At 71.1% G+C, this 18,504-nt stretch carries 21 protein-coding genes and 2 pseudogenes; 14 read left to right on the top strand and 9 right to left on the bottom strand.

Annotated elements, in window-relative coordinates:
- Positions 1 to 30 precede the first annotated feature (30 nt).
- Both AB0K18_RS19535 and AB0K18_RS19530 read right to left on the bottom strand, forming a co-directional pair.
- Positions 31 to 693 carry a hypothetical protein gene (locus AB0K18_RS19535; RefSeq protein WP_364915750.1) on the bottom strand — a complete coding sequence of 221 codons (663 nt, stop codon included), beginning with the start codon at positions 691 to 693 and terminating at the stop codon, positions 31 to 33.
- A complete protein-coding gene (locus tag AB0K18_RS19530) occupies positions 690 to 1,202 on the bottom strand; it encodes a SigE family RNA polymerase sigma factor (RefSeq protein WP_080047132.1) in 513 nt (170 codons plus the stop codon). Before AB0K18_RS19530 ends, AB0K18_RS19535 begins: the two co-directional genes overlap by 4 nt.
- Positions 1,203 to 1,480: 278 nt before the next feature.
- Here AB0K18_RS19530 and AB0K18_RS19525 point away from each other — a divergent pair, with 278 nt between their 5' ends.
- The 9 genes and pseudogenes from AB0K18_RS19525 to era all read left to right on the top strand — a co-directional run bounded on the left by AB0K18_RS19525 (position 1,481) and on the right by era (position 8,465).
- Positions 1,481 to 1,825 carry a histidine triad nucleotide-binding protein gene (locus AB0K18_RS19525; RefSeq protein ID WP_364558029.1) on the top strand — a complete coding sequence of 115 codons (345 nt, stop codon included), beginning with the start codon at positions 1,481 to 1,483 and terminating at the stop codon, positions 1,823 to 1,825.
- Positions 1,826 to 1,978: 153 nt separating this feature from the next.
- A pseudogene (locus tag AB0K18_RS19520) lies at positions 1,979 to 2,683 on the top strand (PhoH family protein); the annotation flags it as partial.
- A gap of 891 nt (positions 2,684 to 3,574) precedes the next feature.
- Positions 3,575 to 3,910, top strand: a pseudogene (locus AB0K18_RS19515) (PhoH family protein); the annotation flags it as partial.
- On the top strand, positions 3,907 to 4,383 hold the full coding sequence (ybeY, locus tag AB0K18_RS19510; protein WP_364915747.1) for an rRNA maturation RNase YbeY: 477 nt from the start codon (positions 3,907 to 3,909) through the stop codon (positions 4,381 to 4,383). The pseudogene AB0K18_RS19515 and the gene ybeY, both read left to right, overlap by 4 nt.
- Complete coding sequence (locus AB0K18_RS19505) at positions 4,380 to 5,693, top strand: hemolysin family protein (RefSeq protein ID WP_364915745.1); 1,314 nt, start codon at positions 4,380 to 4,382, stop codon at positions 5,691 to 5,693. Before ybeY ends, AB0K18_RS19505 begins: the two co-directional genes overlap by 4 nt.
- Before the next feature lie 385 nt (positions 5,694 to 6,078).
- Entirely contained in the window at positions 6,079 to 6,726 is a 648-nt protein-coding gene (locus AB0K18_RS19500) for a hypothetical protein (RefSeq protein WP_364915742.1), read from the top strand.
- Positions 6,727 to 6,736: 10 nt separating this feature from the next.
- On the top strand, positions 6,737 to 7,054 hold the full coding sequence (locus tag AB0K18_RS19495; protein ID WP_355419232.1) for a cytidine deaminase: 318 nt from the start codon (positions 6,737 to 6,739) through the stop codon (positions 7,052 to 7,054).
- Positions 7,055 to 7,061: 7 nt separating this feature from the next.
- A complete protein-coding gene (locus tag AB0K18_RS19490) occupies positions 7,062 to 7,538 on the top strand; it encodes an NUDIX domain-containing protein (RefSeq protein WP_364915739.1) in 477 nt (158 codons plus the stop codon).
- Positions 7,539 to 7,556: 18 nt separating this feature from the next.
- Positions 7,557 to 8,465 (top strand): GTPase Era, encoded by a 909-nt coding sequence (gene era / locus AB0K18_RS19485; protein WP_364915737.1) that lies wholly within the window; start codon positions 7,557 to 7,559, stop codon positions 8,463 to 8,465.
- Positions 8,466 to 8,483: 18 nt separating this feature from the next.
- Here the strand turns inward: era and AB0K18_RS19480 are convergent, their stop codons facing one another.
- The 7 genes from AB0K18_RS19480 to AB0K18_RS19450 form a co-directional block, all read right to left on the bottom strand.
- The gene (locus AB0K18_RS19480; protein WP_364915734.1) at positions 8,484 to 8,951 is read right to left on the bottom strand and encodes a hypothetical protein; all 468 of its coding nucleotides are present in this window, start codon (positions 8,949 to 8,951) and stop codon (positions 8,484 to 8,486) included.
- 182 nt (positions 8,952 to 9,133) lie between these two features.
- Entirely contained in the window at positions 9,134 to 9,922 is a 789-nt protein-coding gene (locus AB0K18_RS19475) for an urease accessory protein UreD (RefSeq protein ID WP_364915731.1), read from the bottom strand.
- Positions 9,923 to 10,137: 215 nt separating this feature from the next.
- Positions 10,138 to 10,812, bottom strand: a complete 675-nt coding sequence (ureG, locus tag AB0K18_RS19470; protein ID WP_364915728.1) for an urease accessory protein UreG — start codon at positions 10,810 to 10,812, stop codon at positions 10,138 to 10,140.
- Between the two features lie 14 nt (positions 10,813 to 10,826).
- Positions 10,827 to 11,495, bottom strand: a complete 669-nt coding sequence (locus tag AB0K18_RS19465) for an urease accessory UreF family protein (RefSeq protein WP_364915725.1) — start codon at positions 11,493 to 11,495, stop codon at positions 10,827 to 10,829.
- Entirely contained in the window at positions 11,495 to 13,204 is a 1,710-nt protein-coding gene (locus tag AB0K18_RS19460; protein ID WP_364915722.1) for an urease subunit alpha, read from the bottom strand. Before AB0K18_RS19460 ends, AB0K18_RS19465 begins: the two co-directional genes overlap by 1 nt.
- Positions 13,197 to 13,508: an urease subunit beta gene (locus AB0K18_RS19455; RefSeq protein WP_364915719.1), complete on the bottom strand. Its 312-nt coding sequence runs from the start codon at positions 13,506 to 13,508 to the stop codon at positions 13,197 to 13,199. The genes AB0K18_RS19460 and AB0K18_RS19455 overlap by 8 nt, the downstream gene beginning before the upstream one ends.
- Positions 13,505 to 13,807 carry an urease subunit gamma gene (locus AB0K18_RS19450; protein ID WP_345399154.1) on the bottom strand — a complete coding sequence of 101 codons (303 nt, stop codon included), beginning with the start codon at positions 13,805 to 13,807 and terminating at the stop codon, positions 13,505 to 13,507. The genes AB0K18_RS19455 and AB0K18_RS19450 overlap by 4 nt, the downstream gene beginning before the upstream one ends.
- 198 nt (positions 13,808 to 14,005) lie before the next feature.
- Between AB0K18_RS19450 and urtA the strand changes: the two genes are divergently transcribed.
- The 5 genes from urtA to urtE are packed head-to-tail and all read left to right on the top strand — an operon-like array spanning position 14,006 to position 18,493.
- The gene (gene urtA, locus AB0K18_RS19445; RefSeq protein WP_364915715.1) at positions 14,006 to 15,226 is read left to right on the top strand and encodes an urea ABC transporter substrate-binding protein; all 1,221 of its coding nucleotides are present in this window, start codon (positions 14,006 to 14,008) and stop codon (positions 15,224 to 15,226) included.
- Positions 15,226 to 16,074, top strand: coding sequence for an urea ABC transporter permease subunit UrtB (urtB, locus tag AB0K18_RS19440; protein WP_364915712.1), 849 nt, complete (start codon positions 15,226 to 15,228; stop codon positions 16,072 to 16,074). The genes urtA and urtB overlap by 1 nt, the downstream gene beginning before the upstream one ends.
- Entirely contained in the window at positions 16,071 to 17,093 is a 1,023-nt protein-coding gene (gene urtC / locus AB0K18_RS19435) for an urea ABC transporter permease subunit UrtC (RefSeq protein ID WP_364915709.1), read from the top strand. The genes urtB and urtC overlap by 4 nt, the downstream gene beginning before the upstream one ends.
- The gene (gene urtD, locus AB0K18_RS19430) at positions 17,077 to 17,826 is read left to right on the top strand and encodes an urea ABC transporter ATP-binding protein UrtD (protein ID WP_364915706.1); all 750 of its coding nucleotides are present in this window, start codon (positions 17,077 to 17,079) and stop codon (positions 17,824 to 17,826) included. The genes urtC and urtD overlap by 17 nt, the downstream gene beginning before the upstream one ends.
- Positions 17,804 to 18,493 (top strand): urea ABC transporter ATP-binding subunit UrtE, encoded by a 690-nt coding sequence (urtE, locus tag AB0K18_RS19425; protein ID WP_355419204.1) that lies wholly within the window; start codon positions 17,804 to 17,806, stop codon positions 18,491 to 18,493. The genes urtD and urtE overlap by 23 nt, the downstream gene beginning before the upstream one ends.
- Positions 18,494 to 18,504: the final 11 nt, after the last annotated feature.

Here is an 18,504-nt window from a genome sequence, read left to right as displayed (position 1 = left end):
GCTGAGGCCTGTCCTGCGAAGGCCGGGCCGCTAGGGCGTGGTCTGCGTGTCCTGCAGGGGGGTCGCCTCGACGGGCGGCGTCTCGGTCATCTCGTCGTCCGGCGGGCACTGCTCCGGCGGGCACGACGGCGGCGCGGACGTCTCGATCATGGTGGGCGACGGTGTCGGCGTCGGCGACGGTGAGAGGGTGGGGCAGTCGGACGGCGGCTCGGCTTCCTCGGCGAGCGCCGAAGGACACGGGGTCGTGGTGGGCGTGGGGGTGGGCGACTGAGACGGCCTGCTGGTCGACTCGGCCTTACGGGTCGGCTTGGGCGAGGTGGGCGACGGCGTCGCCGGGATCACCACCGCTGGCGGCGACTGACGGGGCGGCACGCTGGTCGCGGGCGGATCGATGGACCGGGTGGTCGAGGAGTTGGACGGCACCTTGCTCGTCTCGTCGTCCACGATCCGCACGGGCGCCTGATCGATGATCTGGGAGCGCAGGCCGGGGACGGCGAACACGATCGCGCCCGCCACCAGCACGGCGCTGGCCGCGGCCGCTCCCGCGCGCCACCAGAACAGATTGCGTACGCCCCGCCGCTCGATGCGGGCACGGATGATCTCCAGTCCGTCCGGCGAGGGCACGACCGCGTCCGCCTCCGCGCGGAGCGCACGGCGCAGCAGGTCGCCGTACTCGTCGGGGGGCTGGGTCATGACATTTTCTCCAGGACCGATCGCAAGGCGGCCATGCCACGTGCGGTGTGGCTCTTGACCGCCCCCTTGCTGATGCCCATGGCGTGGGCGATCTCAGCTTCGGACAGATCACCGTAGTAGCGTAGAACCAGAGCCTCTCTTTGTCGGGTCGGAAGGGCGCGTAATGCCTCGATCACGGCAGAACGTTCCAGTTCGCCGATGGCGCCGTTCTCGGCGCTCGGCGCGTCCGGCAGACCTTTGGGAGCATACTTCTCGACGACCGCGCGGTGGCGCAGCACCGACCTGGACCGGTTGACGACTGACTGGCGCAGGTAGGCAAGTGCTTTGTCGGGATCACGCAGCCTGCGCCAGGCGCCATGGATGGCGACGAACGCATCCTGCACGACTTCCTCAGCTGTTGCTATGTCGCGCACCAGCAACACAGCGAGACGCACCAACGACCGAAAATGCGCACTGTACAGCGCCGTAACGGCCATGTCGGCATCCCACCCGACCGGCACCGCCCCCATCGACCTGTCGGCCAGAAGGGTTTCGGTGGTCACATCAGTGGGACGCGCGGCCTTCCCAGAGGGTTTACGCTCTTCCGGTTCTGGAGGTTTCCCCGGTTCCTTAGGGTGCATTACCCAGTCGTGTCCTCGCCAGGTGGCGCTCGCCCGACCCTGAATCGTCTTTTCTGCTGAAGTGTCGCACACTCACCCTAACCTTGTGGATCTTCCTGCGCACGACACAGCTGATTACCGATTCGCAACGGACTCACCGACGGCGGCGCCCTCGGTAGGCTGATCGAGTGAGCGATTGCCTCTTCTGCAAAATCGTCGCCAAGGAGATTCCCGCCGAGATCGTTTACGAAACCGGCCGGACCCTGGCGTTCCAGGACATCAACCCGCAGGCGCCGACCCACGTGCTGGTGATCCCCAAGGAACACCACGCCAACGCCGCCGCGCTCGCCGCGGCCGACGACGGGCTCGCCGACGAGGTGCTCAAGACCGCGCACGAGGTCGCCGTGCTCGGCGGCGTCGCCGAGAGCGGCTACCGCGTCGTCTTCAACACCGGTCCAGGCGCCGGTCAGACCGTCTTCCACGTGCACGCCCACGTGCTCGGCGGGCGCGACCTCACCTGGCCGCCCGGCTGACGCCCTGGCCAGGCCGGGCGCGGTGATCGGCGCAGTGATCGGCGCGGTGATCGGCGCGGCGATATTGACGCGAGCAATCGGCCTGGCCCCGGATACGATGGGCGGAGAAGAACTCCGAAAGAGACCGGGAGGCATCAGGCCGCTGGCCTGCCCATGTCCGAACTACACGAATCCCGACGCACAGCACCTCCCTCGCGGACTCAAGCGAAGGTGCTGATACCGGACGAATACCCGATGGTCAGCCTCCTGGGCTCCCGCGACGAGCTGCTACGCGTCATCGAGGGCGCCTTCCGGGCCGACATCCACGTACGCGGCAACGAGATCACCGTCACCGGCAGCCCCGACGAGAGCGGCACCGTCGTGCGCCTCTTCGAAGAGCTCGTCGAAGTCCTGCGCAGCGGCGGGGAGCTCACCCCCGACGCGGTCGAGCGCAGCATCGCCATGCTCCGCATGACCTCCGACCGGCCCGCCGAAGTGCTCTCGCTCGACATCCTGTCCTCCCGCGGCCGCACCATCCGCCCCAAGACCGTCAACCAGAAGCGCTACGTCGACGCCATCGACGACCACACGATCGTCTTCGGCATCGGCCCGGCCGGCACCGGCAAGACCTACCTCGCCATGGCCAAGGCGGTGCGCGCGCTGCAGGAGAAGCGGGTCAACCGCATCATCCTGACCCGGCCGGCGGTCGAGGCGGGCGAGCGCCTGGGCTTCCTGCCCGGCACGCTCTACGAGAAGATCGACCCCTACCTGCGCCCGCTCTACGACGCGCTGCACGACATGGTCGACCCCGACTCCATCCCCAAGCTGATGGCGGCGGGCACGATCGAGGTCGCGCCGCTGGCCTACATGCGCGGCCGGGCCCAGCCGGTGGACAGCCAGGTGCTGACCCCCGACGGCTGGCGGGCGATCGGCGACCTTGAGGTCGGCGACCTCGTCGTCGGCTCCGACGGTGAGCCGACTCCCGTGCTGGGGGTCTACCCGCAGGGCGAGAAGACGATCTACCGGCTGTCCAGCGACGACGGCGCCTCCGTGCTCGCCAGCGAAGACCACCTGTGGACCGTCCGCGACGGCGAGGGTGAGCCGTGGCGGGTGCTGGAGACCAAGCAGCTGCTCGGCGAGCGCCGGTGGGAGCTGCCGATGCTCACCGCGCCGGTCCGCTTCCCCGAGCGTGCGGTGCCGATGGATCCGTACGCGCTGGGCCTGCTCCTCGGCGACGGCCGGGACGTCGAGCCGCACATGAGCGGTCACCACCCGGCAGGGCGCTCCGGCGGCACCATGACGCTCACCCATCCGCTCACCGAGCTCGGTCTGGCGGGCCGTACGGCGGCCACGACGTTCGTGCCAGAGGTCTATCTCCGCAACACGCCGGAGATCAGGCTCGCGCTGCTCCAGGGCCTGCTCGACGCGGCCGGGACGGTCACGGCCGGGACGGGCACGGCCGGGACGGGCACGGCCGGGACGGTCACGGCCGGGACGGTCACGGCCGGGACGGGCACCGGGCACGGCCCGCGCCTCACCACCGGCTCCGAGCGGCTCCGCGACGACGTGATCGCCCTCGTGCGGTCGCTCGGCGGCGTGGCCCACGCGAGCCGGGAGGAGGCGTACGTCCTCGACATCCGCCTGCCGGAGACCAGGCCCACGCGGCACATCGCGCGCATCGAGCCGGGCGGCACCGCCGAGTGCGTGTGCATCCAGGTGGCGGCCGAGGACTCCCTCTACGTCACCGAGGGCCACCTCCTCACCCACAACACGCTCAACGACGCCTTCATCATCCTCGACGAGGCACAAAACTCCTCGGCCGAGCAGATGAAGATGTTCCTGACCAGGCTCGGGTTCAACTCGAAGATCGTGGTCACCGGTGACGTCACGCAGGTCGACCTGCCCTCGGGCACGGTCAGCGGGCTGCGGGTGGTCCAGGAGATCCTCGAGGGCATCCCCGACATCCACTTCGCCCGGCTGACCAGCTCCGACGTGGTGCGGCACAAGCTCGTCAGCGAGATCGTCGACGCCTACGGGCGCTACGACGCCACGCAGGCGGCCCAGGAGCCGAAGGCGATCCAGCAGCGAGGGAAGCGGCGGCCGTGAGCATCGAGATCAACAACGAGTCGGGCGCCGGGGTCGACGAGGAGAGCATCGTCGCCCTGGCCGCCCACGTGCTCGGCGAGATGGGCATCAACCCGCTCGCCGAGCTGTCCATCGTGGTCGTCGACGAGGACGCCATGGCAGAGCTGCACGAGAAGTGGATGGGCGAGCCGGGCCCGACCGACGTGCTGGCCTTCCCGATGGACGAGCTGCGGCCCGGAGGCGGCGCGCGCGGCGAGTCCGAGGGGCCGGCCGACCCGGCGCTGCTGGGCGACGTCGTGCTGTGCCCGCAGGTGGCGGCCAGACAGGCGAAGGAGGCCGGGCACAGCACGGCCGACGAGCTCGAGCTGCTGTGCACCCACGGCATCCTGCATCTGCTCGGCTACGATCATGCCGAGCCGGAGGAGCACAAGGAGATGTTCGGACTGCAGTCCCGGCTCCTCGAGTCGTGGCAGGAGGTGCGCAACCCGCGGTGAACGCCTGGTTGCTGTCGGCCATCGCGCTCGTCGTCGTCGGTGGCCTGATCGCCAGTGCGGAAACGGCGCTGACACGCATCTCCCGGGTGCGTGCCGACGAATACGTCCGTGAGGCGCGGCGCGGTGCCGCGCGGTTGCAGACGATCGTGACCGACCCGCCGCGCTACCTCAACCTGCTCCTGCTGCTGCGGCTGAGCTGCGAGCTGGTCGCGACGGTGATCGCGACGCTGCTCTTCATCGACCTGCTCGACGACCAGGGCTGGGCCTACTTCTGGGCCGCGGCCGCGATGATCGTGATCAGCTACGTCGTGGTCGGCGTCATGCCGCGTACGCTGGGCCGCCAGCACGCCGAGCCGGTCGCGCTGGCCAGCGCGCCGATCGTGTACGGCCTGACCCGCATCTTCGGCCCGCTGCCCAAGTTGCTCATCCTGCTGGGCAACGCGCTGACGCCCGGCAAGGGGTTCCGCGACGGCCCGTTCACCTCGGAGGCCGAGCTGCGTGACCTGGTCGACCTGGCCGAGGAGCGCCGGGTGATCGAGCCGGATGAGCGCGAGATGATCCACTCGGTGTTCGAGCTGGGCGACACGCTCGTCCGCGAGGTCATGGTGCCCCGCACCGACATGGTCTACATCGAGCGGTCCAAGACCATCAGCCAGGCGCTGTCGCTGGCGCTGCGCAGCGGGTTCTCCCGCATCCCCGTGGTGGGCGAGAACGAGGACGACGTCATCGGCATCGCCTACCTCAAGGACATCGCCCGCAAGATCCACGAGTCGGGCGAGGGCGGGGGGAAGGAGACGATCGAGTCGATCCTGCGGCCGGCCGCGTACGTGCCGGAGAGCAAGCCCATCGACCAGCTCATGCGGGAGATGCAGGCCCGCCAGATCCACATCGCGATCGTCATCGACGAGTACGGCGGCACCGCCGGGCTGGTCACGATCGAGGACGTCCTGGAGGAGATCGTCGGGGAGATCACCGACGAGTACGACCAGGAGGCGCCCCGCGTCGAGCCCATGGACGACGGCGGCATGCGGGTCACCGCCCGCATGCCGGTCGACGAGCTGGGCGAGCTGTTCGGCACCGAGATCGAGGTCGACGACGTCGAGACCGTCGGCGGGCTGCTGGCCCACGCGCTGGGCCGGGTGCCGATCGCGGGTTCGCACGCGGAGGTGGCCGGGCTGTCGCTGACGGCGGAGAGCCTGGCCGGGCGGCGTAACCGCATCAGCACGGTGGTGGTGCGGCGGGTGGCACCGCCGCCGGACGAGGTCGTTCCCGCCACCGCCGAGCGCGAGCGGTCCAACGGCCGGGAGTGAGCGCCCGCGCGGGCCGCGAGTGAGCGTGCGCGCGGGCCGCGAGTGAGCGTGCGCGCGGGCCGGGGGTGAGCGGGCGAGACGGCGGCGAATGCGGACGAAACGGCAAGCGTTCTACAAGTCAACTGCAAGCCGCCTCCGGCACTCTCGTATCACGACATCCAGTGCGGTGGGTGTCTACAGGGGAATCGTCCGAAGGCCGGGTGGGGTTCGCGGCCTGACGACGATCCCGGGGGGCGACGGCGTCACGATCCTGGTCGCGACGCTGGTCGGCGTAAAGGGTGTTCTCGTCCTGATCAGGGCGGGGGCACCCTTTTTGCGTATTGGTGGTCACTCCGGTGGATTGCCGCATTCCTCGTGCGGGGAAGCCACCGATCAAGGGGGGACCATGAAACGAAGACCAGGGATCGGCGCCTGCGCGCTGCTGACCTGCCTCCTGGCGGGTTGCGGCGGCGGAGGAGCCGAGAGCTTCCTCGACGCACAGGCCATGGCGCAACTGCGCGAGGTGGTCAGCAAGGAGCAGCCACGCCTGCCCGACGGCTTCACGATCAGGCCGGAGCAGGCCTGGCGGATGCCGTTCGGCCAGGCGGACAGGAACTGCCGGGCCGTGCTGGAACCGGCCGGTGGGCAGGCGCCCGGGCAGGCGCTGACCGCACAGGCCGCGGTCAGCTACCTCGGCGACGGACTGGGCGAGCAGGCCGGGGTCGGCCTCGCCAGGTACGCCAACCAGGAAGCGGAAGACCACCTCGACGCCCTGTCGGAGGCGATGCGCAACTGCCGCGAAGTGCACACCTCCAGCGGCACCGACATGCGGCTGCACGAGCTGCCCATCGAGCAGGCGGTGCAGCAGGCGGCCGACGACGCCGTGGGCGCGCGGTTCAGCGGGCGGCTCAACGGCTACCCGTACGCGCTGAACGTCGTGCTCGCCCGCGTCGGCGACACGCTGGTGTCGGTGGTGCACACCGGAATGAACGACGTGGACACCGAGCGTACGCGTAAGGTCGTCGAGGCGGCGATCTCCATGGTCGACGCCTAACCTAGAGCGCGTGACACTCGATCCCGAAGACAGCAAGATCATCACGTTGGCCCGCGCCGCCAGGGCGCGCAACGGCTCCGCCGAGGGCGCGGCCGTGCGCGACGAGACGGGCCGCACCTACTCGGCGACGAACGTGGCCCTGTCCGCGCTCACGCTCTCGGCCGTGCAGGTGGCGGTGGCCATGGCCGTCTCCAGCGGCGCGCGCTCGCTCGAAGCGGTGGCGCTGGTGAGCGAGGGCGACCCGAGCCCCGCCGACGAGGCGGTGGCGGCCGAGCTGGGTGCGGGCAAGCTGCTGCTGGCCGGCCCCGACGGCACCCTGCGAGGCTGACATGCCCATGTCGCCGTTCTTGGCGAGGCTGCGGGAGAAGGTCGGCACGGATCTGCTCATGCTGCCGTCGGTCACCGGGTTCGTGTTCGACGACGCCGGCCGCATGCTGCTGGCCCGCCACGGCGACGTGGGGCTGTGGGCGGCGCCCGGCGGCGGCGTCGATCCCGACGAGCGGCCCGAGGCGGCCGTGGTGCGGGAGCTGCGTGAGGAGCTGGGCGTCGAGATCGAGGTGCTGGGGCTGGTCGGCGTCTACGGCGGGCCCGAGTTCCGTACGGTCTATCCCAACGGGCACGAGGTCGGCTACGTCATCACCGGCTACGGTTGCCGGCTCGCGCCCGGATCCCCCGAGCCGCGGCCCGACGGCGTCGAGATCAACGACTGCCGCTGGGTGGCCGAAGAGGAGCTGAGCGGCCTCGACACCACCGCCTGGACACCCGGCGTGCTGCCCCTCGCCTACGCCTGGTGGCGTGAACACGCCGGTTGATGGGCCACAATGCACTATGTGACTTCGCCAGACAACCATCGCGCCGGATTCGCCTGCTTCGTGGGGAGGCCGAACGTCGGCAAGTCCACGCTGATGAACGCCCTGGTCGGCGCCAAAGTGGCGATCACCTCGTCCAAGCCCCAGACGACCAGGCGCGTCATCAGGGGCATCGTGCACCGACCCGACGCCCAGCTCGTCATCGTCGACACCCCCGGCCTCCACCGCCCCCGCACGCTGCTCGGCGAGCGGCTCGACAGCCTCGTGCTGTCCACGCTGACCGAGGTCGACGTGATCGGGTTCTGCGTGCCGGCCAACGAGCCCATCGGCAAGGGCGACCGGTTCATCGCCGACAAGCTGTCGGCCGTGAAGAAGACGCCCGTCATCGCGGTGGTCACCAAGTGCGACCTGGCGAGCAAGGAGCGGATCGCCCAGCAGTTGCTCGCGGTGTCGCAGATCGCGGAGTTCGCGGCGATCGTGCCCGTCTCGGCCGAGTCGGGCGACCAGCTCGACGTCGTCGCCGACGTGCTGATCGAGCACCTGCCCGAGTCGCCGCCGCTCTACGAGGGCGGCCAGCTCACCGACGAGCCCGAGCAGGTGCTGGTCGGTGAGCTGATCAGGGAGGCGGCGCTGGAGGGCGTACGCGACGAGCTGCCCCACTCCATCGCCGTGGTCGTCGACGAGATGCTGCCCAGGGAGGGGCGCGACGACCTGCTCGACATCTACGCCCACATGTTCGTCGAGCGGCCCTCCCAGAAGGCCATCGTCATCGGGCACAAGGGCGAGCGGCTGCGCGAGGTCGGCACCAAGGCCCGCAAGCAGATCGAGGCGCTGCTCGGCACCCGCGTCTATCTCGACCTGCGCATCAGCGTGGCCAAAGACTGGCAGCGCGACCCCAAGCAGCTGCGCCGGCTCGGCTTCTACGACTGATCCTCGCGCGCCGGGCGGTCAGCGGCGCACCAGCGTGAGCACCGACAGCAGCACCACCGCGACCGCGCAGGCCAGCGCGGCGAACCAGCCCGACCTGATCACCGGCTCGATCGACAGCAGGTCGCCGAGGTGGATGGAGACGCGGTCGCGCAGGCCGCCGTCGCCCATCACGAACGTCACCAGCACGAACACCGCCACGCTCCCCGGCACGATCGCCAGGGCGGCCAGGCGGGGGCGGGCGAGCAGGCCCGCCACGCCGCAGCCCACCGCGGTCAGGCCGGCCAGCAGGGTGTAGACGCCGAGAGGGTCGTCGATGCCGCGCACGTCGCTGGCCACGCCGGCGCCGAACAGGCTGCTGGTCGCCTGGAGGCCGGCCCACGGCAGGACCGCGCAGCACGCCAGCAGGGCGCCGGCCACCAGCACCGCGAACGCGGGGCCGCGACCGAGGCGGGAACGGGTGGGCGCGGGCTTGAGGTCTTCGGCCACACGATCAGCGTAGGCCGGGGAAGGTCGCCTCACCACCGTACGCAACGGAGTCGTCACCGTGGCGCGGTAGGAGCGCGGGCCGATCAGCCGGCTGCGGGCTGGTCATCCGGCATCCGTCCTGGGGTGGGCGCGGTCACGGAGTGGCGGGTTGAGGGCTTGGTGTCCGTCCGGGGCGGGTGCGGTCACGGGGTGGCGGGTGGGAGGGCTTGGCGTTCGCCCCACTCCAGGCGGGTGCGGAGCTGGACGGCGTCGTCGGCCAGGGCCGACACCAGGGTGCCTGGGGCGGCCAGGGGGAGGACGGCGACGCCCTCGCCCACCGCCGTCGCCGAAGCCTGGGCGGTCATGAACGTCGTACCGACGCAGCGGGCGCTGCCGTACACGGCGGGGGAGCCGTCGAGGGCCGGGTCGCCGACCGTGAACTCCTGCCTGAGCAGCGGCACGCCGTCGCGGGTGGCGTCGAAGCGGGCATGGCAGCGGCCGGACGGCTCTCCGTGACGGCCGAAGACGATCTCCTCACGCCACAGCACCGTCGCGTCCTCCTCCAGGGTGAGACGCACGTGAAGGCGGTGGTCGCTGCGTGCGGCCAGGACGGTCGGCCCGGGGACGAACCTGAGCGTCGCCCCCGCACCGACGTGCGCGGCGACCACCATCGTGGACGGCCCGTCACCGGGCAGCACAAGAGTGGCGGCCACCGACCCCAGCTCCAACGTCGTGCCAGGCGCGACCCGCAGGTCCAGTTGCAGCCGATCACCACCGAGCGGCCCGGCCGCGGTGGACACCAGATGCACGCTGTGCGGCCCCGTCTGCCGCAACGTGAGCGGCGGCGCGGAAACCAACCGCCGCATCACCGTACGCCCCCCACCCCCGGCAACGGTCTCCACCACCGCCACCGCCCGCATCCCTCGCCCCCCGGCCGCCGCAGCGGCCACCGTCCGCTTGTCCCGCGCGCCGCTCTCCACCCCGGCCCCCACCTGCTCCTCCCTCGTCCCTGCCCCACGCGCCGGCCGGCGTTCAGCGGCCATCTGCGCGGAGCGCGTGGTCTCGGTGGAGGCAGGTGATGTGGCGGTGGGGTCGGTGGTGGGGGGAGTCTCAGCGGCGGGGTGTGAGGGGGCTCCAGGCCCGGCCGGTGGCGACTCGGAGGAGGCGGGTGGTCGGGTGGCCGGCAACGTGGGGGTGGGGAGGGGGTTCATGAGATGGGGGTGGCGTGGGAGTGGGACCAGGCGCGGACCTCGTCCCTGACCCAGTCGGCCACCGTGTCGGCCGTCGGGTCCTGGCGGATCGAGGTGAACAGCACCGGCCGCTCCCCGCGTACGGCCGCCGCGTCCCGCGCCATGACGCCGAGGTCGGCGCCCACCATCGGCGCGAGATCCGTCTTGTTGACGACCAGGAGGTCGGCCGTTGTGACGCCGGGACCGCCCTTGCGCGGGACCTTGTCGCCGCCTGACACGTCGAGGACGAAGATCTGCCGGTCGGCCAGCCCGCGGCTGAAGGTGGCGGTGAGGTTGTCGCCGCCGCTCTCCACGATCACCAGGTCGAGCGGCCCGAAGCGGTATTCGAGGGTCTCGACGGCGTCGAGGTTGGCGGCGATGTCGTCGCGGATCGCCGTGTGCGGGCAGCAGCCGGTCTCGACGGCCAGGATGCGCTCCTCGTCGAGGACGCCCGCGCGGCGCAGGAAGTCGGCGTCCTCGGTGGTGTAGATGTCGTTGGTCACCACGCCCAGCGACAGGGACGGGCCGAGCGTCCGGCACAGGGCCGCGACCAGGGCCGTCTTGCCGCTGCCCACCGGCCCGCCCACGCCGAGGCGCAGCGCGCGGCCGCGGCCGTCGGGCGTGTGGTGGTGGTCGTCGTGGTTGGCTCCCATGGTGGGGTCCTTTCCTAGGAGACGAAGAGCCTGACCTCGGCCTGGGCGTGCTGCTCGGCGAGGAGGTCGAGGGCGGGTGCGGAGTGCGCGGGCAACGAGTCCCACCCGGAGGTGGATCCGGCGCGGGCGGCGATCGCGGACAGGTCGGGGGTGAGGCCGGCGAGCAGGGCGTGCACGGTGACGGGGTCGAGGCCGAGCAGGCGTACGGCGGCGGTGGCGGGCCCGGTGATCGCGTGGTAGGCGGCCGCCAGCGCGGCCTCCTCGGAGGTGGCGCCGGCGACGTGGGCCGCCGCGCCGAGGGCGATGGGGTGGTGCGGATCGCGTACGGCCCGTCCCAGCTCCTCCAGCACGGACGACGGCCACACCCGGCGGGCGACCCGCAGCAGCAGCCTGCCCTGGGTGCGGGAGGCGTCGCGCTGGGCGGGCGACGAGGTCCTGGCGTCCACCTCGGCGTCCAGCTCCGCCCACCGCCGCGCGCCAGGGGCGGCGGCGTGGGTGCGGGCGGCGGCCGTCAGCGCGGCGGCGACCGCGCCGGCGGTGTGCAGGCGCCCGCGCAGGAACGCGGCCAGCGACGGCGCGTCGTGCACCGAGCCCGCCGCGACGGCGCGCTCGACGCCGCCCGAGTGGGCGTGGCCGCCCGCGGGGAGCCTGGAGTCGGTGAGGAGCAGCAGGGACGGGTTCATCAGAAGAGGAAGTAGCGCTGGGCCATGGGCAGGGACGTGGCGGGGGCGGGCTCGATCAGCTCTCCGTCGATGCGGACCTCGAAGGTGTCGGGGGCGACGTCGATCCGGGGGAGCGCGTCGTTGAGCGGCATGGCGGCCTTGCCGCGCCGGCGTACGTCGGCTGTGGGCGCGAGCCTGCGGCGGACGTCGAGCCGGTCGGCCAGGCCGGACTCCAGGGCGAGCGGCGCGACGAAGTGCAGGGAGGTCGCGGCGGCGGTGACGGGGGAGGCGCCGAACATGGGGCGCGGCAGCACCGGCTGGGGCGTGGGGATGGAGGCGTTGGCGTCGCCCATCTGCGCCCAGGCGACGACGCCGCCCTTGAGCACGAGGTCGGGCTTGACCCCGAAGAAGGCCGGGTCCCACAGGACGAGGTCGGCGAGCTTGCCGCGCTCGACGGAGCCCAGCTCGCCGTCGAGGCCGTGGGCGACGGCGGGGCAGATGGTGTATTTGGCGATGTAGCGGCGGGCCCGCAGGTTGTCGGCGGGGCCGTCGCCGAGCTGCCCACGGCGGGCCTTCATGACGTGGGCGGTCTGCCAGGTACGGATGATCGTCTCGCCGATGCGTCCCATGGCCTGGGAGTCGGAGCCGATCATGGAGATGGCCCCGAGGTCGTGCAGCACGTCCTCGGCCGCCATCGTGCCGGGCCTGATGCGGGACTCGGCGAAGGCGAGGTCCTCGGGGATGGCCGGGTTGAGATGGTGGCAGACCATCAGCATGTCGAGGTGCTCGTCGAGGGTGTTGACGGTGTGGGGTCTCGTGGGGTTGGTGGAGGAGGGCAGCACGTTGGCGTAGGAGGCCGCGCGGATGATGTCGGGCGCGTGCCCGCCGCCGGCCCCTTCGGTGTGGTACGCGTGAATCGTCCGGTCACCGATGGCCTTGAGCGTCGACTCGAGGAAGCCGGCCTCGTTCAGGGTGTCGGTGTGGATCGTGACCTGCACGCCGGAGGCGTCGGCCACGCTCAGGCAGGCGTCGATGGCGGCCGGGGTGGTGCCCCAGTCCTCGTGCAGCTTGAAGCCCGAGGCGCCGGCCCTGAGCTGCTCGGCCAGGCCCTCGGCGCTGACCGTGTTGCCCTTGCCGAGCAGGGCGAAGTTGAGCGGGTAGGCGTCGAGGGACTCGAGCATGCGGCCGAGGTACCAGGTGCCGGTGACGGTGGTGGCCTTGGTGCCCTCGACGGGCCCGGTGCCGCCCCCGACGATCGTCGTGACACCGGACCCGATGGCCTCGTCGAGGAGTTGCGGGCAGATGAGGTGGACGTGGGAGTCGACGGCCCCGGCGGTGAGGATCTTGCCGTTGCCCGCCAGCACTTCGGTGGACGGGCCGATGACGATGTCGACGCCGTCCATCGTGTCGGGGTTGCCGGCCTTGCCGACGGCGGCGATGCGGCCGTCGCGGATGCCGACGTCGGCCTTGATGACGCCCCAATGGTCGAGGATGACCGCGCCGGTGATGACGAGGTCGGCGGCGCCGTCGGCGCGGGTGGTCCTGGCCTGGCCCATGGACTCGCGGATGACCTTGCCGCCGCCGAAGACGGCCTCGTCGCCGGCGCCCGCCGCGCCCATGGACAGGTCGTCGGTGACCTCGATGAACAGGTCGGTGTCGGCCAGCCGGACGCGGTCGCCGGTGGTGGGGCCGTAGAGGGCGGCGTACCGCTCGCGGGACAGCTCAGTCATCGAGCGGCCCCGCCCACTCGGGCCGCAGCCCGGGGACGACCCGGTGGCCGGCCAGCGGCACGAGCGTCACGTCGCGCTCGACGCCGGGCTCGAACCTGACGGCGGTGCCGGCGGGCACGTCGAGCCGCATGCCCCTGGCCGCCCGCCGGTCGAAGTCGAGGCCGGGGTTGGCGGCGGCGAAGTGGTAGTGGGAGCCCACCTGGACGGGCCGGTCGGCGGTGTTGACCACGCGGACCGTCACCCGCTCGCGCCCCGGGTTGAGCGGGATCGTCCCCTCCGGGTGGACGTACTCGCCGGGGATCACGGGATCGGCCTGTGGACGGTGACGAGCTTCGTGCCGTCGGGGAACGTGGCCTCGATCTGCACGCTCTCCAGCATCTCCGGCACGCCCTCCATGACGTCGGCGCGGCCGAGCACCGACCGGCCCGCCTCCATCAGGTCGGCCACGCTGCGCCCGTCTCTGGCGCCTTCCATGAGGAACGAGGCGATGACGGCGGTAGCCTCGGGATGGTTGAGCCGCAGGCCCCTGGCCCGCCGCTCACGCGCCACCCCGGCGGCGACATGGATGAGCAGCCGCTCCTGCTCGTGTGAGGTAAGCCGCATGGCCGGACCATAGGAACCGGCCGTTTCCGCCCTGTTGCCGGTCGATGTCGTGTTGGTTTCGTGCCCTGGCGAGCACTGACATGACGGGTTATGTGCGCTTGTGAAGACTCGGCAATCGCCAATTAACCTTCGAGATCTAAAGGCGAAATGTCGCGGAGTCACCTTTCTCGCAGTACCGGTCGGCAGGAAGGAACGGCTGTGCGCATCTCCCGCCCGATTGCCCGCGCGCTCGTCCCCGCGCTCCTCGTGACAACCTTAGCGGCGTGCGGATCGGACGCCGGACCCGCCGCCTCGTCCAACGAGATCAAGGTCGGTCTCCTGCACTCGCTGAGCGGCACGATGGCGATCAGCGAGGTCACCGTCCGCGACGCCGAACTGCTCGCCATCGACGAGATCAACAAGGCGGGCGGCGTGCTCGGCAAGAAGCTCGTCCCCGTCGTGGAGGACGGCGCCTCCGACTGGCCGACCTTCGCCGAGAAGGCGACGAAGCTGATCAGGCAGGACAAGGTGGCCACCGTGTTCGGCGGCTGGACCTCGGCCAGCAGGAAGGCGATGCTGCCGGTCTTCGAGCGGTACAAGGCGCTGCTGTGGTATCCGGTGCAGTACGAAGGGCTGGAGAGCTCGCCGTACATCTTCTACACCGGCGCCACCACCAACCAGCAGATCATCCCCGGCCTCGACTACCTGAAGGAGCAGGGCAAGAAGAAGCTGTTCCTGGTGGGCAGCGACTACGTCTTCCCGCGTACGGCCAACAAGATCATCAAGGCGTACGCCGCCGCGAACGGCATGGAGATCCTCGGCGAGGAGTACACCCCGCTCGGCCACACCGAATACTCCACGCTGACCAACAAGGTCGTCCAGGCCAAGCCCGACGCCGTGTTCAACACGCTCAACGGCGACAGCAACGTGGCCTTCTTCAAGCAGCTCAAGAGCGCGGGAGTCAGCGCGGACACCATGCCGGTGCTGTCGGTGAGCGTCGCCGAGGAGGAGGTCACCGGCATCGGCGTGGACAACATCGCCGGCCACCCCGTCGCCTGGAACTACTACCAGACCACCGACACCGCGGCCAACGACGCGTTCGTCAAGGCGTACAAGGCGAAATACGGCCAGAACAAGGTCACCTCCGACCCCATGGAGGCCGGCTACAACGCCGTCTACCTGTGGGCCGAGGCCGTCAAGAAGGCCGGCACGACCGAGGTGGAGGCGGTCAAGAAGGCCGCGCCCGGCATCGCGCTCGAACGCCCCGAGGGCCTGGTCACCATCGACGGCGAGAACCAGCACATGTACAAGACCGCCCGCATCGGCATCATCCAGCCCGACGGCCTGATCAAGCAGGTGTGGGACTCGGGCGAGCCGATCAAGCCCGACCCGTACCTCAAGGGCTACCCGTGGGCCGGCGGCCTGGCGGCGGGTCAGTGATGTCGGCCTTCGTCAACCAGCTTCCCATCGGGCTGTCCATCGGGGCGGTGCTGCTGCTGATCGCGCTCGGCCTGACGTTCACGTTCGGGCAGATGGGCGTGATCAACATGGCGCACGGCGAGTTCATCATGGCCGGGGCCTACACCGCGTTCCTGCTGCAGGACCTCGTGCTCGCGCTGCCGGTCGCGTTCCTGGTGGCCGGGGTGATGGGGCTGATCCTGGAGCGGGCCGCGATCCGCCACTTCTACGGCAGGCCGCTGGACACGCTGCTGCTCACCTGGGGCGTCAGCCTGGTGCTGCAGCAGCTCGCCCGCGACCTGTTCGGCGCGCCCAACGTGCAGGTGCCCGCCCCCTCGTGGCTGGCGGGCGGGGTCGGCATCCTGCCGTACAACCGGCTGTTCATCATGGCGCTGGCGGTGGCCGGCGTGGTGGGGGTCTGGGCGTACCTCACGCGCACCGGCCTCGGCCGCAGGACGCAGGCCGTGGTGCAGAACCGGCAGCTCGCCGCCACCAGCGGCATCGACACCGGCCGGGTGGACATGCTGACGTTCTTCATCGGCTCCGGCCTCGCCGGGGTGGCCGGGGTGGCGCTGACGCTCATCGGGCCGGTCGGGCCGGCGCTCGGCACGTACTACATCGTCGACGCCTTCCTCGTCGTCGTGGCAGGCGGGCTCGGGCAGCTGCGCGGCGCGGTGCTCGCCGCCGTCGGCCTGGGCCTGCTGAACTCCTACGCCGAGTTCTGGTCGGACGCCTCGCTGGCCAAGGTCATCGTGTTCGCCGTCATCATCGCCTTCCTGCAGATCAGGCCGCAGGGGATGTTCGTGCTCAGGTCGAGGGTGCTGACGTGATCAAGCGCAACCTTCCTTTCGCGACCATCGCGGTGATCGCGCTGATCGCCGCGCCGCTGCTGCTCGAGCCGTTCCGGCTCGGGCTGCTCGCCAAATACCTGTGCTACGCGATCGTCGCGCTCGGCATCGGGCTGGCCTGGGGGCAGGGCGGCATGCTCACCCTCGGGCAGGGCGTCTTCTTCGGGCTCGGCGGCTACTCCATGGCGATGTACCTCAAGCTCCACGAGGCCGGGCCGGGCGGACTGCCCGACTTCATGGTGTGGAGCGGGGTGGAGGAGCTGCCCGCGCTGTGGACGCCGTTCGCCAACCCGGTCTTCGCGGTGGCGATGGCGGTCCTGGGGCCCGTGGCGCTCGCGGTGCTGCTCGGCACGCTGGTCTTCCGCCAGCGCGTACGCGGTGCGTACTTCGCGATCCTCACCCAGGCGCTGGCCGCCGCCATGGTCATCCTGCTGGTCGGGCAGCAGGGCCTGACCGGCGGCACCAACGGCATGACGAACTTCTTCGAGCTGTTCGGCCAGGACCTCGCCGACGACTCCACCCAGCGCGGCCTCTACCTGGTCGTCGCGGGCGTACTCGGCGTGCTCTACCTGGCCACCAGGCAACTGGTGAACAGCCGGTACGGCCGGCTGCTCGTCGCCGTACGCGACGGCGAGGACAGGGTGCGCTTCCTCGGCTACGACCCTGCCCTGGTCAAGACCGTCACCTTCGCCCTCTCGGCGGGTATGGCGGGGCTCGCGGGCGCCCTGTTCGTCCCCGTCGTGGGCATCATCTCGCCGGCCCTGCTCGGCGTCGTGCCGTCACTGGAGCTGGTCGTCGCGGTGGCCGTGGGCGGGCGGCACGCGCTGGCCGGGGCCGTGCTCGGCGCGGTCGTCATGGGCTACGCCAAGACCGCCTTCAGCGAGCAGTTCGCCGACGGCTGGCTCTACCTGCAGGGAGCGCTCTTCATCCTGGTCATGACGCTGGCCCCGAGAGGGATCGTGGGCCTGGCAGGGAGGTTGCGACGTGCTCGAACTACGTGACGTCCAGGTCGTGTTCGACGGTTTCCGCGCGCTCGACGGCGTGGACCTGACCGTGCCCGAGGGCGAGCTGCGCTTCCTCATCGGGCCCAACGGGGCGGGCAAGACCACGCTCATCGACGTGATCACGGGGCTGACCAGGCCGGCGGCCGGCACCGTACGCTTCGGCGGCCAGGACCTCGTCGGCAGGAAGGAGCACCAGATCGTCCGGATGGGCGTCGGCCGCACGTTCCAGACGTCGGTGGTGTTCGAGGCGCTCACCGTGCTGGAGAACCTCGACCTCGCCGCCACCTTCCGCAAGCCGCTGTGGACGCTCGCGCGCAGGCGCGACGGCGTGTCGGAGGCCGTGGAGGAGGCGCTGGCCAGGACGGGTCTCGAAGAGCTCGCCGGACGTTCGGCCGGCGTTCTCTCGCACGGCCAGCGCCAGTGGCTCGAGATCGGCATGCTGCTGGCGCAGCGGCCCCGGCTGCTGCTCCTGGACGAGCCGGTCGCCGGCATGTCCAAGGACGAACGCGAACGCACCGGCGAGCTGCTCACCCAGATCGCCGACGACCACACGGTGATCGTGGTCGAGCACGACATGGAGTTCCTGCGGCGGCACGCCTCGGCGGTGACCGTGCTGCACGAGGGCAAGGTGCTCGTGGAGGGATCGGTCGAGCAGGTCAGCGCCGACGCCCGCGTGCAGGAGGTCTACCTGGGGAGGAGGACAGGGGATGCTGTCGGTTACCGGCCTTGAGTCCGGCTACGGGCGGGCCCGCGTGCTGTTCGGGGTCTCGGTGGAGGTCGGACCGGGGCAGCTCGTGTGCGTCATGGGACGCAACGGCGTGGGCAAGACCACACTGCTCAACACCGTCATGGGGGTGCTGCCCGCGACGGCGGGCACGGTGACGTTCGACGGCCGCGACGTCACCAGGCTCAAGCCGCACGAGCGGGTGCGCCTCGGCATGGGGTACGTCCCCCAGGGCCACCAGTGCTTCCCGCAGCTGTCGGTGCTGGGCAACCTGCTGGTCACCGTCGAGGCCGCCAAGCAGCCCAGGTCGGCCGTGGACGAGGCGCTCGACCTCTTCCCCGCGCTGCGCCCGCTGCTCAAGCGCAGCGCCGGGCACCTGTCGGGCGGCCAGCAGCAGCAGCTCGCGATGGCCCGCGCGCTGGTGACCAGGCCGCGGATGCTCATCCTGGACGAGCCGACCGAGGGCATCCAGCCGTCGATCATCCTGGAGATCGAGGCGGCCATCGAGCGGCTGCACGCGTCGGGGCTGGCCGTGCTGCTGGTCGAGCAGTACCTGGACATCGCGCTGCGGCTGGCCGACACGTTCGTGATCCTCGACGCGGGCCACGTCGTGCGCACCGGCACGGCCGAGGAGCTGCACAGGGAGGACGTCCAGCGCCTCCTGGCCGTCTGACCCCGCCGCCC

The organism is Nonomuraea sp. NPDC049421, from assembly GCF_040677005.1.
Lineage (GTDB): Bacteria > Actinomycetota > Actinomycetes > Streptosporangiales > Streptosporangiaceae > Nonomuraea > Nonomuraea salmonea.
Note: the sequence above shows the minus strand (reverse complement) of the source record. Positions and strands in the feature narration are given on the sequence as shown.

What these genes read in the sequence shown, in the direction of transcription:
- AB0K18_RS19535 (WP_364915750.1), bottom strand. Translation starts at nt 693, where the DNA reads ATGACCCAGCCCCCCGACGAGTACGGCGACCTGCTGCGCCGTGCGCTC.
- AB0K18_RS19530 (WP_080047132.1), bottom strand. Translation starts at nt 1,202, where the DNA reads ATGGGGGCGGTGCCGGTCGGGTGGGATGCCGACATGGCCGTTACGGCG.
- AB0K18_RS19500 (WP_364915742.1), top strand. Translation starts at nt 6,079, where the DNA reads ATGAAACGAAGACCAGGGATCGGCGCCTGCGCGCTGCTGACCTGCCTC.
- AB0K18_RS19490 (WP_364915739.1), top strand. Translation starts at nt 7,062, where the DNA reads ATGTCGCCGTTCTTGGCGAGGCTGCGGGAGAAGGTCGGCACGGATCTG.
- ureG (WP_364915728.1), bottom strand. Translation starts at nt 10,812, where the DNA reads ATGGGAGCCAACCACGACGACCACCACCACACGCCCGACGGCCGCGGC.
- AB0K18_RS19465 (WP_364915725.1), bottom strand. Translation starts at nt 11,495, where the DNA reads ATGAACCCGTCCCTGCTGCTCCTCACCGACTCCAGGCTCCCCGCGGGC.
- AB0K18_RS19460 (WP_364915722.1), bottom strand. Translation starts at nt 13,204, where the DNA reads ATGACTGAGCTGTCCCGCGAGCGGTACGCCGCCCTCTACGGCCCCACC.
- AB0K18_RS19450 (WP_345399154.1), bottom strand. Translation starts at nt 13,807, where the DNA reads ATGCGGCTTACCTCACACGAGCAGGAGCGGCTGCTCATCCATGTCGCC.
- urtB (WP_364915712.1), top strand. Translation starts at nt 15,226, where the DNA reads ATGTCGGCCTTCGTCAACCAGCTTCCCATCGGGCTGTCCATCGGGGCG.
- urtE (WP_355419204.1), top strand. Translation starts at nt 17,804, where the DNA reads ATGCTGTCGGTTACCGGCCTTGAGTCCGGCTACGGGCGGGCCCGCGTG.